This is a genomic window from Actinomyces urinae, from assembly GCF_900119695.1.
GTDB lineage: Bacteria > Actinomycetota > Actinomycetes > Actinomycetales > Actinomycetaceae > Gleimia > Gleimia urinae.
The window spans coordinates 94,821-111,409 of record NZ_LT632545.1 but is presented as its reverse complement, the minus strand read 5'-3'; the positions used below and the strand labels follow the sequence as shown (position 1 = coordinate 111,409).

Below are 16,589 nucleotides of genomic sequence, written 5' to 3'. Positions count from 1 at the left end.
ACGTGTTACTCACCCGTTCGCCACTCTCACCAAAACGTAAAAAACGCCCTGGATCCCGTTCGACTTGCATGTGTTAAGCACGCCGCCAGCGTTCGTCCTGAGCCAGGATCAAACTCTCCAAACAAAACAAAAAGAGAAAAACCAGAACCAACCCAAAACCAGGCCAGCCCAGCGATCCCAACCAAAAAAACAAAAACAAAACAAAAAAGGACAAAACAAAAAACACACTATCGAGTTCACAAACAACACCCACACACACTCATCCCAAGAAAAATCGTAGGGAAAGAAGTGAGGTGTAACGCCGTTTCTGAGTTTTCACTGCTTGAAACAGCTTCTCCAGCTTACCAGGTTGCAATCACTTGTCAAGATTCCTGACGCGGATCACACTTCTTAGAAGCAGGCCACGAGGCTTTTGGGCTTTGCCATCTGTCTCGCAACGAGTCTCAACTCTACACATTCACTTTGGGCCGGTCAAACGAATCTTCGGTGACTCCCACCACACGCATAGTTTGGGCCGAGATTGTGGGACATACTTGTCCGCCCTACAATCCCGGCCACCAGGTCAGACTGCCTACTTGGCAGGACGCACTACTGCGAGATTTCGCCTGCCCTTACGGATCAAAACGGTCCCATCTGCCAAGGCGTCCTCGGCGCTAATAGTCTGGTCTTCACTCTCGACACGCTCATTATTCAGGTATGCGCCGCCGGAGGACACGGTTGTGCGTGCGGCTCGCTTACCCTTTTCCAAACCGGCTGCAACCAGAGCGTCCACGATCGTCGCCTCACCAAAGTTGACCTCACCTGCCGGCAACTCCGACGTAGCCGCAGACAAAGTGGCTGCATCAACCTTCTTCAAGTCGCCGCTACCCCACAGAGCCTCGGTAGCTTCCAATACGCGCTGCAAGGTTTCCTCACCATGAACCAGCTTGGTAACCTCAGCCGCAAGAGCCTTTTGTGCCTCACGCTTATACGGGGCATCCTCCACTGTCTTCTCGAGACGCTCGATTTCCGGGCGATCTAGGAATGTGAACACCTTCAAAAAACGCACCACATCAGCATCATCCACATTCAGCCAGAACTGGTAGAACGCGTACGGCGACAACATGTCCGGATTCAGCCAGACGGCCCCACCCTCTGATTTACCAAACTTTGTGCCATCCGCCTTCGTGATGAGTGGCGTGGTCATTACGCTGACCTCCACGTCCTCCACCTTGCGAATCAAGTCGAGGCCGCCAACCAGGTTGCCCCACTGATCATCACCGCCAGTCTCAAGCGTGCAACCGTAACGACGGTAAAGCTGCAGGTAGTCATTGGCCTGGAGGATCTGGTAGGAGAACTCCGTGTAAGAAATGCCTTCCTTAGAGCTCAGGCGCCGGGCAACCGCGTCTTTCGAGAGCATAGTTCCCATCCGGAAGAACTTGCCCAAATCACGGAGCAAGTCAATCGCGGATAGCTCTGACGTCCAATCCAAGTTGTTCACCATTAGTGCAGCGTTCTCGCCCTCGAAATCGAGGAAGCGTGAAATCTGCTTCTTCAGGCTCTCTACCCAGCCTTCAACAACCTCTCGGGGCTGCAAAGTGCGCTCACCCGACATGCGCGGATCGCCAATAAGGCCAGTTGCACCGCCAACCAAAGCCAAAGGACGATGCCCCGCGAGTTGCAGGTGGCGCATCAAAATCAACTGGACCAAATGTCCGTGATGCAACGAAGGTGCAGTTGGATCGAAACCGCAATAGAAAGTAACCGGTCCCGAAGATAGTTCCTTACGCAACTTATCTAGATCGGTGTGCTGACGGATCAAACCCCGCCACTGCAGATCATCAATTAGATCGGCCACTTCTATTCCTTCCAAATAACAACAATTTCCGATGGCATTCTAAGCCACTGTCACAATTCTTCACTATTTTTCATCTTTTGGCTAACGTGTTCCTATGGCGAGAAAAGGGAACCGCATCGGCAACACCGACAGGCGTAGCACGATTCTGAGAAAGTTAGAAAGCTCGGACGCTCCTATTTCCGCCACCGCATTTGGAGACCTGCTTGGCGTGACCAGGCAAGTCATCGTCAAAGATGTTGCCCTCTTGCGCGCCGAAGGCGTCCCCATCTTTTCAACCAATCGTGGATACCTGCTGATTCGCCCGGTCCAGCCACCTCGACGCGAATTCAAAGTTCGCCACGACTACGGCGAAACCAAAACAGAACTGGCGCTAATTATCGAGTATGGCGGACGCGTGCTGGACATCAAGATCGATCACCCGCAGTACGGAGAAATCAGAGCCGATCTAAACGTCGTATCACCCAAGAGCTTGAAAAACTTCCTGGAAAGCTTTGAACGGCCCCAACGTCTCTCTCGACTCACTGACGGCTACCACAAGCACACGGTCGAAGCCGATAGTGAAGAAACACTCGACGCGATTGAGGCGGCGTTAGGCGAACAAGGCTTCTTGTCCGAGCCCAAGCAATAATCCGAATTTGGGATAACCCAACGCTCTGATAACGTCTACCTGAGTGTATATACAGTAGCGCTTTGGAGATGGGCGATGAAAATCCCAAATAGGGTAAAAACCTCGGCAAACCGATTCTTTATCGACGGCCTCACCGGCATGGCACACGGCCTTTTTGCCACCCTAATCATTGGCACAATTATGGTTTCAGTTGGAAACCTACTCCCCGATGCCGTTGGAAAACCACTGGTACTCATGGGATCTATCGCTTCGGTTCTAACTGGCGCGGGCATCGGTATCGGTGTCGCACACCGGCTACATGCCAGCACCTATGTACTCGCGGGCACCGGAGTTGCGGGCATGGTTGGCGCCCACGCGGGCAAAATCCTCGACGCTGGAGTAGTAGACGGCCTCACCATGCAACTGCTCGGCCCCGGAGAGCCTCTTGGAGCCTTTCTTGCCTCGTTCGTAGCCGTTGAAATCGGCCGGGCAGTGTCCGGGAAAACTCCCGTGGACATCCTCGTGACACCGTTTGTAACAATCGTTTCCGGATCACTACTTGGACTTCTCATTGGTCCTCCAATCTCAGCCATGATGCTAAGCCTTGGAGACATCATCAACTGGGGCACCATGCATCGCCCCTTCACAATGGGAATCATCGTTTCCGTGGTCATGGGCATCATCCTCACTCTGCCCATCTCGTCCGCCGCGCTATCGATCATTCTTGGACTATCCGGCCTCGCAGCCGGAGCAGCAACCGTTGGAACCTCCGCGCAAATGGTTGGGTTCGCCGTGGCCTCATACCGCGAAAACAAGATTTCCGGCCTCATCTCCCAAGGCCTTGGAACATCGATGTTGCAAGTACCCAACATTTTGCGCCATCCCCAAATCTGGATCCCGCCGATCCTCACTTCGGCCATTCTCGGCCCCATCGCCACAACTGTCTTCCACATGGAAAGCAACGCTGCCGGCGCAGGGATGGGCACCTCCGGCCTAGTCGGCCAAATCATGACTTGGACCGTCATGTCCGAAACCACGAACCCTGCGACACTTCTGGCACTCATCGTTGGACTCCACTTTGTTGCTCCCGCGCTACTAACGCTAGGCTTTTCCGAAATCATGCGTAAACGAGGGTGGATCAAACCCGGGCAAATGAAGCTGCCCTAATGCACACCCGTGCGGGCAGGTGTAACAATGAAGCATGCGTAAAAGGATTGTTATAGGCGGTGCGAGCGGCTTTGTTGGCACCGCACTACAAAATGAACTGAAGAACGGCGATTGGGAAGTCACTCGCTTAACGCGTAGCGAACCGGGGCCTGGCGAAGTGCGCTGGCACCCCGACGCCTACGACATCACTCCTCAGGATCTCGCGGGCGTTGATGCTGTGGTTTGTCTTAACGGCGCGCCGCTCGCACGCTGGCCCTGGACGCACGCATACAAGCATGAGCTGGTGAACTCGCGGCTAAAATCAGTCAAAACACTGGCCGACGCTATTAACTCCCTACCAGAATCTCAGCGCCCCAAAACATTCCTCACCGGCTCCGCGGTGGGCTACTACGGCTCGCGCGATAATGAAGTGCTGGAAGAGGACTCACAGCCGGCTGCCGACTTTCTTGGCGGACTATGCCAAGTATGGGAGCGAGAATCTCGGCGCGCCAAAGTGGAGCGCGTCGTGAACATTCGCACCGGCCTCGTCCTGGAAGACGGCGGAGGCATGCTCCATGCCCTCGAACCCCTTTTCAAAACATTCCTCGGCGGTCGCCTGGGCGACGGGAGGCAATGGATGCCCACCATCTCACTACGCGACCACGTGCGCGCGGTGCGGTTCCTGTTAGAGAATCCGCAACTGGAAGGCGCGTTTAACCTCACCGGACCAAATCCATGCACAAACGAGGAGTTCACAGCCGGGGCAGCCGCACATTACCATCGCGTCCCCGGCCCTCCTGTGCCCGCGTTCGCCCTGCGCATGGTACTTGGCGACATGGCTGTGCTTGCTACCTCTTCACAATACGCCGTACCAACAAGGCTTCTTGAAGCAGGCTTCCAGTTCAAGGACGAGACCTTGCAGGAGCAACTGCAAAGTTCTACTTCCATTAGGTAAAACGAATCGGGCGGGCCCGCGGAAATATCGCGGGCCCGCCCGACTCTTAGAACAGCGTTAGCTAGATAGCGAGGCGACGCCGAAATTGTGCAACCTTTTGCTCCAACTCGGCCTTCTGCTCACGCACCCGTATTGGAGCCGTACCTGACCGACCGGCACGGGCCGCAACCGAACCCTGCGCAGAAAGTACGCTACGAACATCAGGAGTTAAAGCCTCGTGGATTCCGGCGAACTCCTCATCCGACAGATCCCACAGCTCCCGGTCAGTCGAATCCGCAAGCGCCACGCAGCGCCCGGAAATCTCGTGCGCATCACGGAACGGTACACCCTTCTTCACCAACCACTCCGCGATATCAGTTGCCAGCGAGAAACCGCGAGGAGCCAGATACTCCATGCGATCAGTGTGAAGCGTCATCGTCTGGATCATCCCGGTCATTGCTGGCAAGAGGACATCGAGCGTATCGATCTGATCGAAAACGGGCTCCTTATCTTCTTGCAAGTCGCGATCATACGCGAGCGGAAGCCCCTTCAAAACCGTCATCAAACCAGTTAGGTCACCAATCATCCGACCCGACTTACCACGCGCGAGCTCTGCAATATCCGGATTCTTCTTCTGCGGCATAATCGACGATCCCGTCGAAAACGAATCATCGAGTGTCACGTACCCAAACTCGACCGTGTTCCAAATGATGATTTCTTCCGCCAAACGCGACAGGTTCACACCAATCATCGCCGCGATGAAAGAAAACTCGGCGGCCACGTCACGCGCGGACGTGGCGTCAATCGAGTTCTCACAAACCTCGTCAAACCCAAGTTCTGCGGCGATATTGGCCGGATCCATCCCCAGCGTATTACCCGCAAGCGCACCCGCACCGTAAGGGGACTTCGCAGCGCGCTTATCCCAGTCAGAAAGGCGCTCTAAATCCCGGATCAGTGGCCACGCATGCGCCATCAGATGATGGGCAACGAGGACGGGCTGGGCGTGCTGCATGTGGGTACGCCCTGGCATGATTGCCTCACCTGCCTCACCAACCTGATGCAAAATAGCATCCACGAGGTCGAGCACTCGGCCCGACAGGTGCTTTGCCTCATCACGCAAGTACATGCGGATTAGTGTGGCGATCTGGTCATTTCGAGAACGCCCCGCACGCAACTTGCCACCCAGCTCGCTTCCGGCACGTTCTAGTAAGCCCCTCTCCAGTGCGGTATGCACATCCTCATCACCGGGTTGCGGAGCGAAACGGCCGCTCGCTACGTCCTCATCGAGTGAGGAAAGCGCCGCTAGCATGGCGTCAAGCTCTGCTTCGGTGAGCAGGCCGACTCGGCCAAGCTCCCTCGCATGTGCTTTCGAACCAGCAATATCCACGCGGGCTAAGCGCCAATCAAAATGGGTAGAAACCGAAAGCGCATCCAACGCCTGCGCGGGCGCGCCGGTGAACCTACCTCCCCAAAGACTAACGTTGTCGTTTGACATATCCCCTACTTGGTTGCCTCGAACGCGTCACCGTGCTCAAAACGAACGTCGCGGGCGGCGGCGAGCTTAGAGCTTAGGCCGTAGATCTCAATGAATCCGCGAGCGTGGGACTGGTCAAATGTGTCACCCGTTTCATAGGTGGCCAAGTTAAAGTCATACAGCGAGGTATCGGACTTGCGTCCCGTTACCGTCACGCGGCCACCGTGCAGGACGATACGCACATCGCCGGACACGTAGCTTTGCGTGTGATCAATGAAAGCGTCGAGAGACTGCTTGAGCGGCGAGAACCACTGTGCCTCGTAAACGAGTTCACCCCAGCGCATGTCTACCCGGCGCTTGTAGCGGTGCTGCTCTCGCTCAAGAGTGACGTTCTCCAGCTCCTGGTGAGCCTTAATTAACGTAACCGCGCCCGGGGCCTCGTAAATCTCACGAGACTTGATACCAACCATGCGGTCTTCAACGATGTCAATACGGCCAACGCCCTGCGCGCCGGCGCGCGTGTTGAGCTCTTGAATAATCTGCAGGGGCGTGAGCTTGCGGCCATCAATCGCCACGGGGATGCCCTTTTCGAACGTCAAGACGAGCTCGTCTGGAAGCGGTGGGTAAGTGGGGTCATCCGTGTAAGAGTAGACGTCCTTGGTGGGCGCATTCCACAGGTCCTCGAGGAAGCCTGTCTCGATGGCGCGGCCCCAAACGTTTTGGTCAATAGAGAAAGGGTTTGACTTGGTGGTCTCAATGGGCAGCTTATGTTTGTTGGCGTAGTCGATGGCCACGTCGCGAGTAAGAGCGAGATCACGAACCGGAGCAATACAATCCAAGTCCGGCGCAATCGAGGTAAACGACACTTCGAAACGGACCTGATCATTGCCCTTACCCGTACACCCGTGTGCCATAGTGGTGGCCCCAAACTCGCGGGCCGCCTTCACCAGGTGGCGCGAGATCAGCGGGCGAGAAAGCGCAGAGACAAGCGGATATTCGCCCTGGTAGAGACCATTCGCTTTCAAAGCCGGCATGCAGTAATCGTTCGCGAACTCATCACGCGCATCAGCCACGTAGGCTTCAACCGCGCCACAGTCCAGAGCACGCTGGCGAATCACCTCAAGATCCTCACCGCCCTGACCTACGTCAACGGCAACGGCAATAACTTCTGCGCCTGTACGCTCCCCGATCCAGCCGATCGCAACAGAGGTATCTAGACCGCCCGAGTAGGCTAGAACAATCCGGTTTTTCTTACTCATTTATTTTCTTCTTTCTGTAGCTCTTGGCTGGAAGTTTTAATGCCTTCCGCATATTTCAGTAGCTTGTCGCAGTACGCCTGCGCGGCCTCATCCGACACGCATACGACGATAATCGTGTCATCTCCTGCAACGGATCCAAGTACCGTTTCATCCCTCGAAAAGTCGATAGCCGAACCGAGGAGGTTCGCAGCTCCCGCCGGGGTACGAAGCACCACCAAGTTGTTTGCCGTAGCTCCACCTACCAGCAGGTCCTGGCACCAGCGCTGCAGCTTCTGTTCCGCGCCTTCCTCGCCCCACTCCACCGGTCGCTGTGGATTAGCCAACGCATAAACCTGACGTCCGTCCGCGCCTCTAACCTTCGTTGCCCGCACTTCCAGCAGATCACGCGAAAGCGTAGCTTGAGCAACGAAAATGCCCACCTTTTCTAACGCTTCACGAAGTTCCGATTGGGATGCGATCTGCCGGGTTGCGAGGATCTGTTCAATCGCTGCGTGGCGCCCAGCCTTCGAGGCTGGCGTGCGCGTGTTATCCGATTCTTTCACAGCTCTCCTTCGCTATAGCTTTTTGAAATAATGCCGGGCAAGGCCGCTGTGAACGCGCCTGCCTGCTCCCCGGTAAGTATCAGTGGTGGTGCTAACCGAATGGTTGTCGGATTTGCCGCGTTAATGATAAACCCGCTGTCTTGCGCCGCCTTAACAGCCATGCCGGCACGCGGTTCATCTAGCTCAATACCAATCAGCAGACCGCGGCCTCGAACCTGTTTAATATGCGGATTATTGAGAGCGCGGATGCTCTTCATCCATTGATCCCCCACGATTCGCGCATGTTCAAGGAGACCATCGGACTTGATCGTGCTTATTACCGCGAGCGCCGCGGCCGCGGCAACTGGGTTACCTCCAAACGTGGTTCCATGCATACCCGGCTTCAAAACCGCGCTTGCAACGGAAGACAAAGTTATCGTTGCACCGATTGGAACTCCCCCACCAAGTGCTTTTGCGAGGGTCACAACGTCTGGAACCACTCCGGTGTCATGGTGAGCCATCCACTGCCCGGTACGCCCCATTCCGGTTTGCACCTCGTCTACAACGAGGAGCGCGTTGTTTCGATCACACAAAGCTTGCGCCCGGGTCAAGAAATCACGCGGAATCTCGATTACTCCCGCCTCACCCTGAATCGGCTCGACAAAAATACCCGCAACATCACCTGGGGTAAATGCTTCATCCAGAGCGGTGGTTGTAGGCTCAATCCACTCGACGTTCGAGATGAGGGGCGCGAAAGGCTCCCTATAAGCCGACTTGTACGTAAGCGACAGAGCCCCGAGAGATCGGCCATGGAATGCGTTTTTTAATGCAAGAATGCGATTCTTACCAGTAGCGTTACCGTGCGCTTTTACGATCTTCAAGGCGGCCTCGTTCGCCTCTGTTCCCGAGTTTGAAAGAAACACTTTGGCTTGGCCAGATCCGCCCACGATCTCGCGCAGCGCTTCGCCCAGTTCGATTTGGGGCCTGGTTGCGAAGAAATTCGAGGCGTGCACCAGCGTGCGCACCTGCTTTTCAACCGCCTGCGCAATAGCCGGATGGGCGTGACCAAGTGCATTCACAGCGATTCCGCCCAGCAAGTCCATGTACTTGTTGCCATCCGCATCTTCCACGTACACGCCCTCCCCACGGGTCAACACCATCGCAGGAGTACCAAACACGCCGAGCATAGATTCCTCATAGCGGGCAAGCCAGTTTGAATCCACAGCTACCCCTCCTCGGTAATCATCGTGCCCACGCCCTCGTCGGTGAAAACCTCTAGGAGCATCGAGTGGGGAACACGTCCGTCAATCACATGAACCTGCTCAACGCCGCCTTCAAGCGCAGCCAAAGCGGCCTGCGCCTTCGGGATCATTCCCGCAGCAAGCGATGGCATCAACTCTTCGAGTTGCGCGCGGCTCATCCGATTAAGCAGCGAGGATTTATCTTCAAAGTCTTGGTAAATCCCCTCCACGTCCGTAAGCATAATGAGCTTTTGCGCTCCCACGGCCACCGCGATCGCCGCCGCAGCCGCGTCAGCATTCACGTTAAGCACATCGCCTGGAGAATCCTCATCAATCGCAATCGACGAGATCACCGGGATACGGCCATGACTAACAAGATCCTCTACAGGCGCTGGGTTTACCCCCGCCACGTCACCGACCTGCCCTAAATCTACCGGTTTACCATCAACGACCTGCACCTTGCGCCGTGCGTGTAACAGTGCGGCGTCCTCACCAGACAACCCCACGGCGGCGATCGAGCGTTCATTCAGGAGTGATACGAGTTCGCGCTGCACTTTTCCAGCCAGGACCATGCGCACCACCTCCATCACTTCAGGCGTTGTCACGCGAAAGCCACCCGCAAACGGGGCCTGCAGCCCTAGGCGATCCAGCATTTCGTTGATTTGTGGGCCGCCCCCATGCACCACTATTGGATGCACACCCCACGTATGTAAGAACGACACGTCCACCGCAAAAGCGCGTTGTAGCTGCGGCGAAATCATTGCATTACCGCCATATTTGATCACGACTTTGCGACCCGAATAACGCCGCAGCCACGGCTCGGACTCAAGCAAAATCTTGGTCTTATCCAATGCTGAAAGATCACTCATGATGTATATGCGCTGTTCTCGTGTACGTACGAGTGAGTCAAGTCCGTTGTGTAAACGGTTGCTGAACTATTGCCAGCACCCAGGTCGATCTCGATCTTGACCTCCTGGGATGCCGCCAAATCAAGCGATTCCTTCGGCTCACCTATACCGCCGTTCTTACAAATCATCACGCCATTGATTGAAACATTTACCTTGCCCGCGTCAAACGGAGCTATCCAGCTTGGAACCGTGCCTATCTGCGACAAAATGCGCCCCCAATTTGGGTCATTTCCAAAAATTGCGGTCTTCACTAAGTTTGAGCGAGACACCGCGCGTGCCACTTCCACTGCGGCCGCCTCACTACTCGCACCAATAACCGTGATGTCAACGAAATGCTCGGCTCCCTCCGCATCATCACGAAGCATTTTCGCAAGCTTTGCACAAGCCTGCTCCAATGCAGCAGCAAAAGTAGCCTCATCTGGCGTAATCCCCGATTCTCCTGAAGCGAGGGCTATCACCGTGTCGTTAGTGGACATGCATCCGTCCGTATCGAGGCGATTGAAACTCACCTGGACGGCGTGACGCAGCGCACTGTCAAGGGCTTCACTATCAACAACTGCGTCGGTCGTTATCACGCACAGCATGGTGGCAAGCGCAGGAGCGAGCATCCCCGCCCCCTTGGCCATACCTCCAACGCGCCACGCGTCCACCTCTATCTGGACCTCTTTTGGAACGGTATCGGTTGTCATGATTGCAGAGGCCGCGCTGGTTGCGCCCGATATGTCAAGGCCGCCCACCAGGCCTGGAATCGCCCGGGTGATCGACGCCGTATCAAGGTACTCGCCGATCACTCCCGTTGAACAAACCGCAATTTTTGCCTGGTCCACACCCGCGGCAAGAGAAAGCTCACTTACGCAAGCCTTCACATCCTTCAGCCCCTGTTCTCCCGTACACGCGTTAGCATTACCCGAATTGAGCAACACATGAGTAACCACGCCGTTTCGCATCTGTGCCCGCGAGAACTTAACGGGCTCTGCCTCCACACGGTTCGATGTAAAAACTGCCGCTGCTGCCGGGAAAGCTCCCTCGTTTACTACCAGAGCAAGATCTTTGCCTCCGGATGCTTTTAAACCCGCTGCGATTCCGGCTGCCACAAACCCCTTTGGAAAACAAACACCCGTGGACATCACAACACTCCGTTCATGTAGATGCCGAGGCACTCGTCAAAGCCAAACGCCGAATTAGCCGCTTGAACCGCAGCAGTTGCAGTGCCCTTGCCCAGATTGTCGACCGCCGCCATTGCCGTGAGAACACCTGTATCCGGGTTCACTCCCGCCCACACCTGCGCGCGGCCGGTTCCTACCACCGGGCCAGATTGAGGATAAGCCGGGGAAAGCTCAATCAGTTTCTCCGCGCCGTAGATGGCACTGTACGCCTCTTGCAATTCAGAATTGGACACACCATCCGTGGCAGCGTTCACCACTGCAACGATCCCTCGCGAAGTGGGAACGAGGATGGGAGTCATTTCCACCTCAATTTCGCCTGCCCCGCAAACCTGTAGATTTTGCACAATTTCGGGAATATGACGATGCTTTCCAACTGCTGAGTACGGCGCAATGTTGGAAAATGCGCTGGTTGCCATCAAATTTGGCTTGGGGCTACGCCCTGCGCCCGAATAGCCAACTGCAAGCGTAGCCACAATCGACCCGCTGGTAACAAAACCCGCAGCTACCGCCGGCATCATTGCAAGTGTTACCGCAGTAACGTTGCAACCGGGCACTGCCACAGCACGGGAGTTTCTCAAGATTTCGCGTTGGGTACCCGCCTTTTTCTGCTTCCCGGAAAGAATCGCGGCGGCCTCATCAGCGTGTACGAGTTCGGGCATCGCATAATCCCACGCCCGCATGTGCGGGCCGCCGTAGAACTTCTGCCAGAGCTCCTTTGACTTCAGGCGGTGATCCGCACCCGCATCGATCACCACTGGGCCGCCTTCCAGCGCGCCTGTAATATCTGCAGATTTACCATGCGGAAGGGCCACAAAAACTAGATCGAGAGACGAAAGAGACTCAACGTCGGAGGGTTGAATAATCTTGTCCGCCAAAGTTGGAATATGCGGGTTCAAATCACCAAACCGGGTACCCGCAGAAGAAGCAGCGGCGAGCACGCGGACATCAAAATGCGGGTGTTCACTCAGAATACGAGCAATCTCGCCCCCCGCGAATCCCGAGGCGCCAACAATTCCAACAGAAACACTCATGCGAATAACTATAACACTGAATGAATAGTTATCAACTAAGTGTTTGTATAGTGAATCCCCGGCCCAAAACGAGCCGGGGACGGTCTCAGCCGAGAGACTTTACATCTTTAGCAACGGAGCGCGCCCATCCACGAATGTCATCCCAATCGCGGAAGTCGCCTTCAACTGCGCCGCCAAGACGAGCAATCGTGCGTTCACGCAACGTCAGCTTAGACGGATCAAGACATCCTGAGAACTGCTTGTTCATCCGCGGTTGCACACCAATCTGGGTGGCTCCGACGCGAGCCGGATCCTTCACGAGTCCGGTGGGAACTGAAGACAGCCCCGCAGAGAACGTCCACAAATGCTTCTCAAACAGCTCCGCCTGATGCTCCTTCATGAAGGTACGCATCGACTCTTCCCACTGCGTCATGTGAACGGAAGAACCGAGCACTACACCGCCGTACTCAGAAATGTCCTTCGCGTCCGTAGCATTGACAATGTCTACGTCAACACCTTCGCTACGTAGTTCCTCGTAAATCGCATTGGCGATGTCACGGGTAGATCCGTGGCGAGATGCCCATACAACCAAAATCTTCATAGCTCTAGTTTGCCCTATTTTATGCCGATAGCACAGTTTGAGACGGGGAGTTCACACCACAAATCGAAGTGCGAACTCCCCGTGCAACCAGTTAGGCGCGCAGTTTTGCGCCAAGCTGGTTAGAAAGACGCGTGATTATCGCTTCCCTAACCTTCGCCGTCTCATCTGACTTCAGCGTGTGATCGGCTGCGCGCATACGCAATGCGAAAGCCAGCGATCGCTTACCTTCATCGATTTGAGAACCACGGTATTCGTCAAACAACTCCACGTCTTCAAGAAGATCTGATCCGGCCGCGTAGATCGCGTCAACCACCATCGAGACGGGAATATCCGCATCCAGCACAACGGCAATATCTTCCTTCACCACGGGGAAAGTTGAAACGGCAGAAACCGTAATCGGGTTGGCCGGCATTGCCTTGATCAACGCATCAAGATTTAGCTCAAGTGCGCCCGACCGTTTAGGCAGACCGTATTCCTTAACCACGGCCGGATGAAGCTCGCCCGCGCGACCAACTTCAACCAAATTCTTCTTCTGTCTGACGAACAGCACTGCACTGCGGCCCGGGTGCCACGGAGCGGCTTCCTCCGGGGTAGCAACCGGCTTCGGAGCAGGCTTCCCATGGGGCAACTGAACCTGCGGATCGCGGTACAGAGACGCAACCTCTACCTGCACGCCCAAAGCAGAACCGACAGCGAGGGCAGCCTCTAAAACATCAGCCCAATCAAAGTCCCGAGCCCCTGCACGAATGGCACTACCAACCGCTGATCCACCGGCAACGAGACCCAAGTGCCACGGCTGTTTAGGAGTTCCGCGATGAAGAGCTCCGATCTCGCGGCCACTGGGGCGCTGCTCTGCCGAAGGAATGGGCGAAGGCTTCGTGCCCTGCGGGCGAGTCACCATGCCCAGCTCGAAAACACGAACTGATTCAGCGCCGCGAGCAGCGTTGCGCTGCGCCGTTTCCAGTAGCGTATCGATGATGGAAGAGCGCATATTTGGCGCGCCATCCACTAGCGGGTTACGAAGTGCGACAACTTCTCTACGCTCATCGCCCTCCAGAATGCGCTGGCGATCGTGCGCGTTGCCAATGAACGGATAAGATCCGACCTCGACAAAACCGCGGTCTGCAAGCGTGCGTGCCGCGAACCGGCGGGCCACCTGTGCCTTGGGCAATCCAACACCGGCTGGCGCCTTGGGTAGTACCGGTTCGATATTGTCGTAGCCGTCAAGGCGCGCGATCTCTTCTACAAGGTCACAAGGCTCCGTCAAATCCGGCCTCCACGAGGGAGCCATCACGGAAAGAATATCTGCACGGCGTTCGACCGTTGCACCAATAGTTTCGAGCAGCTCGATAACGCGCTGCTCACCGTACTCCACGCCGGTTAAGCGAGCTGGTTCAGACAGCTTCATGTCGATAGCTTCGCGCCTGGGAACTTCGTTGTAATCAGTAACCGGTGAATCCGCTACGCCGCCGCCATACTCAACCAGCAGATCAACCACGCGTTGCGCTGCAACCGGCGGGAGCTCTGGATCCACCCCTCGTTCAAAGCGTTTTGCGGCCTCCGACGGAATCTTATGACGGCGCGCTGTACGCGCAATAGAGACAGCATGGAAGTGTGCGGCCTCAACCAAAACGTCAGTAGTGGCCTCCTCGACTTCTGAATATTGACCACCCATCACGCCAGCCAGGCCGAGGATGCGGCTACCGCGCTGGCCGTTAGGGCTATCGGTAATCAGAAGGTCTTCCACATCTAGCTTGCGCTCGACATCATCGAGGGTCACGAGGGTCTCGCCAGCGGTCGCGCGGCGCACTACGATAGGCTCCGCGAGCGCCGCCAAATCGTATGCGTGCAGCGGTTGACCAAGATCCAACATCACGTAGTTAGTAATGTCGACAGGTAGCGAGATGGAGCGCATGCCCATCGCTTCCAGACGCTTAACCATCCATGCTGGCGTCGGCGCATTTGGGTTGATACCACGCACGATGCGGGTAACGAACCTATCGCAACCTACCTTGCCGTGAATAGGAGAGGTATCGTCAACCTCGATCTTGAAACCTTCGGCGTTGCCAGCCGGAGGCTGCGTCTGCAGGTTTTGCGCAAGACCTGGGTCTGTGAACTTCGCTCCTGTCGAATGCGAGTATTCCCTTGCGACCCCGCGCATGGAAAAACAGTAGCCTCGATCTGGCGTGACATTGATTTCCAACAGTTCCTCACCAAGTCCGAGAAGACCAATAACGTCCTCACCTGGTGCAGGAATCTCGCTTTCATCAAATTTTTCTGTGAGCACGATAATTCCATCATGCTCATCCGACAGGCCCAGTTCGCGTTCGGAACAAATCATGCCGTCAGAAATGTGCCCGTAGGTCTTGCGTGCAGAGATAACGAAATCACCCGGAAGGACGCCGCCCGGAAGGACAACTACAACCAAGTCTCCCACTTTGAAATTATGGGCACCGCAAATGATGCCACGTGAGGGCAGATCCGAAGGCTCTTTGCCCTCACCAGGAGCATCATTGTGAATGCCAACATCCACGCGGCAGTAGTTAATAACCTTGCCGTTAGACTGTTCTTTCGCCTCCAACGTGAGGACGCGACCAACCACCAGCGGGCCTTGCACAGCTGCACGGTGAATCGTCTCTTCTTCCAAACCGACCTTCACTAGATCGGAGGCGAGGCGCTGCGCATCAGTGCCAGGGAGAACCTCCACGTGATCGCGAAGCCAAGAAATCGGTACGTTTGGCATGCTTAGTTCCCCTTCCCCGTTGTTCCGAACTGGAGGGAGAATCTTTGATCGCCCTCCACAATGTCATGCATGTCAGCGATCTCATGGCGCAACATCAAGGTGCGCTCAAGACCCATGCCAAAAGCGAAGCCCGTGTACTCATCGGGATCGATACCGCAGGCGCGTAGCACGTTCGGATTGACCATGCCGCAACCGCCCCACTCGATCCAACCGGCGCCGCCCTTCTTCTGCGGGAACCAAAGATCCATCTCCGCGGACGGTTCCGTAAATGGGAAGAACGACGGGCGCAGACGAGTCTTGGCCTCGGGGCCAAACATTGCCTTCGCAAAGTGGTCCAAGGTGCCCTTCAAGTGCGCCATAGTTAGCCCCTTATCCACCGCGAGGCCCTCCACCTGGTGAAATACGGGAGTGTGCGTGGCGTCAAGCTCATCGGAACGAAACACCTTGCCCGGCACCGCTACGTACAGGGGCAAATCGTGCGAAAGCAACAAACGTGCCTGGACGGGCGACGTGTGCGTGCGAAGCACTAGATTCGCATCACCCTCAGTCTCGCCGCCAACCGAGCGACCATCGATATAGAACGTGTCCTGCATCTGCCTTGCAGGGTGATCAATGTCAAAGTTCAACGCGTCGAAGTTGAACCACTCGTGTTCAACCTCCGGCCCCTCGCCTATCTCCCAGCCCATCGAGGTGAAGAAATCAGCGACCTCTTCAATCAAAACCTGAAGCGGGTGGCGTGCTCCCTCGGGCTGGCGCTTTACCGGAGCAGTAACATCTACGGCCTCCATGGCCAAAACGCGAGCTTCTTCTTCAGCCTCCAATAAGGCCTTTCGCTCATCGAGGGCAGCGGTGATTGCGCCGCGCGCCTTTCCAACCGCCTTACCCGCGGTTGCCTTTTCTGAACCCGGTAGCCCACCGATGGCACGGCTCGCAAGCACCACCGCAGATCCGTCACCGAAATGCTCCCGCTTGGCCTGCGCCAATTCCTCTAGAGTCGAAGCACTACCAATAGCCTCCAAAGCACGCTGCACGGCCGCGTCCATTTGCTCAGCGTCCAAAGGGTTTACTTCTACATTCTCATCAACGTTCGACATATCAATCCTTGTCGCTTATCAACGACTACCAGACTAACGCCTAAGGCC

Annotated in this window: 14 protein-coding genes and 1 rRNA gene; 3 read left to right on the top strand and 12 right to left on the bottom strand. The window is 56.0% G+C overall.

The annotated features are described in order from the left end of the window. Positions 1-124, bottom strand: a 16S ribosomal RNA gene (locus BQ7114_RS00505); the annotation flags it as partial. A 447-nt stretch (positions 125-571) separates the two neighbouring features. Then, positions 572-1,837: a tyrosine--tRNA ligase gene (gene tyrS, locus BQ7114_RS00500; RefSeq protein WP_072340483.1), complete on the bottom strand. Its 1,266-nt coding sequence runs from the start codon at positions 1,835-1,837 to the stop codon at positions 572-574. Between the two features lie 94 nt (positions 1,838-1,931). Between tyrS and BQ7114_RS00495 the strand changes: the two genes are divergently transcribed. From BQ7114_RS00495 to BQ7114_RS00485, 3 genes are all read left to right on the top strand, one after another. Continuing rightward, entirely contained in the window at positions 1,932-2,465 is a 534-nt protein-coding gene (locus BQ7114_RS00495; RefSeq protein WP_072340480.1) for a transcription repressor NadR, read from the top strand. Positions 2,466-2,540: 75 nt separating this feature from the next. Beyond that, the gene (locus tag BQ7114_RS00490; protein ID WP_072340476.1) at positions 2,541-3,611 is read left to right on the top strand and encodes a PTS sugar transporter subunit IIC; all 1,071 of its coding nucleotides are present in this window, start codon (positions 2,541-2,543) and stop codon (positions 3,609-3,611) included. Between the two features lie 34 nt (positions 3,612-3,645). After that, positions 3,646-4,545 (top strand): TIGR01777 family oxidoreductase, encoded by a 900-nt coding sequence (locus tag BQ7114_RS00485; RefSeq protein WP_072340473.1) that lies wholly within the window; start codon positions 3,646-3,648, stop codon positions 4,543-4,545. Between the two features lie 61 nt (positions 4,546-4,606). On the opposite strand, the gene argH is transcribed toward BQ7114_RS00485, so the two are convergent. The 10 genes from argH to pheS form a co-directional block, all read right to left on the bottom strand. Continuing rightward, on the bottom strand, positions 4,607-6,019 hold the full coding sequence (argH, locus tag BQ7114_RS00480) for an argininosuccinate lyase (protein WP_072340470.1): 1,413 nt from the start codon (positions 6,017-6,019) through the stop codon (positions 4,607-4,609). A 5-nt stretch (positions 6,020-6,024) separates the two neighbouring features. After that, a complete protein-coding gene (locus BQ7114_RS00475; protein ID WP_034510948.1) occupies positions 6,025-7,257 on the bottom strand; it encodes an argininosuccinate synthase in 1,233 nt (410 codons plus the stop codon). Continuing rightward, complete coding sequence (locus BQ7114_RS00470) at positions 7,254-7,799, bottom strand: arginine repressor (RefSeq protein WP_072340467.1); 546 nt, start codon at positions 7,797-7,799, stop codon at positions 7,254-7,256. The genes BQ7114_RS00475 and BQ7114_RS00470 overlap by 4 nt, the downstream gene beginning before the upstream one ends. Beyond that, the gene (locus BQ7114_RS00465) at positions 7,796-9,001 is read right to left on the bottom strand and encodes an acetylornithine transaminase (RefSeq protein WP_072340464.1); all 1,206 of its coding nucleotides are present in this window, start codon (positions 8,999-9,001) and stop codon (positions 7,796-7,798) included. Before BQ7114_RS00465 ends, BQ7114_RS00470 begins: the two co-directional genes overlap by 4 nt. A gap of 2 nt (positions 9,002-9,003) precedes the next feature. Continuing rightward, on the bottom strand, positions 9,004-9,888 hold the full coding sequence (argB, locus tag BQ7114_RS00460) for an acetylglutamate kinase (protein ID WP_072340460.1): 885 nt from the start codon (positions 9,886-9,888) through the stop codon (positions 9,004-9,006). Next, positions 9,885-11,054, bottom strand: a complete 1,170-nt coding sequence (gene argJ, locus BQ7114_RS00455) for a bifunctional glutamate N-acetyltransferase/amino-acid acetyltransferase ArgJ (RefSeq protein ID WP_072340457.1) — start codon at positions 11,052-11,054, stop codon at positions 9,885-9,887. Before argJ ends, argB begins: the two co-directional genes overlap by 4 nt. Next, positions 11,054-12,124, bottom strand: a complete 1,071-nt coding sequence (locus tag BQ7114_RS00450) for an Asd/ArgC dimerization domain-containing protein (RefSeq protein WP_072340454.1) — start codon at positions 12,122-12,124, stop codon at positions 11,054-11,056. The genes argJ and BQ7114_RS00450 overlap by 1 nt, the downstream gene beginning before the upstream one ends. A gap of 85 nt (positions 12,125-12,209) precedes the next feature. Next, positions 12,210-12,704 carry a flavodoxin domain-containing protein gene (locus tag BQ7114_RS00445; protein WP_072340450.1) on the bottom strand — a complete coding sequence of 165 codons (495 nt, stop codon included), beginning with the start codon at positions 12,702-12,704 and terminating at the stop codon, positions 12,210-12,212. Between the two features lie 91 nt (positions 12,705-12,795). Beyond that, positions 12,796-15,447 carry a phenylalanine--tRNA ligase subunit beta gene (gene pheT, locus BQ7114_RS00440; protein WP_072340446.1) on the bottom strand — a complete coding sequence of 884 codons (2,652 nt, stop codon included), beginning with the start codon at positions 15,445-15,447 and terminating at the stop codon, positions 12,796-12,798. Positions 15,448-15,449: 2 nt separating this feature from the next. Then, the gene (gene pheS / locus BQ7114_RS00435; protein WP_072340443.1) at positions 15,450-16,541 is read right to left on the bottom strand and encodes a phenylalanine--tRNA ligase subunit alpha; all 1,092 of its coding nucleotides are present in this window, start codon (positions 16,539-16,541) and stop codon (positions 15,450-15,452) included. Positions 16,542-16,589 lie beyond the last annotated feature (48 nt).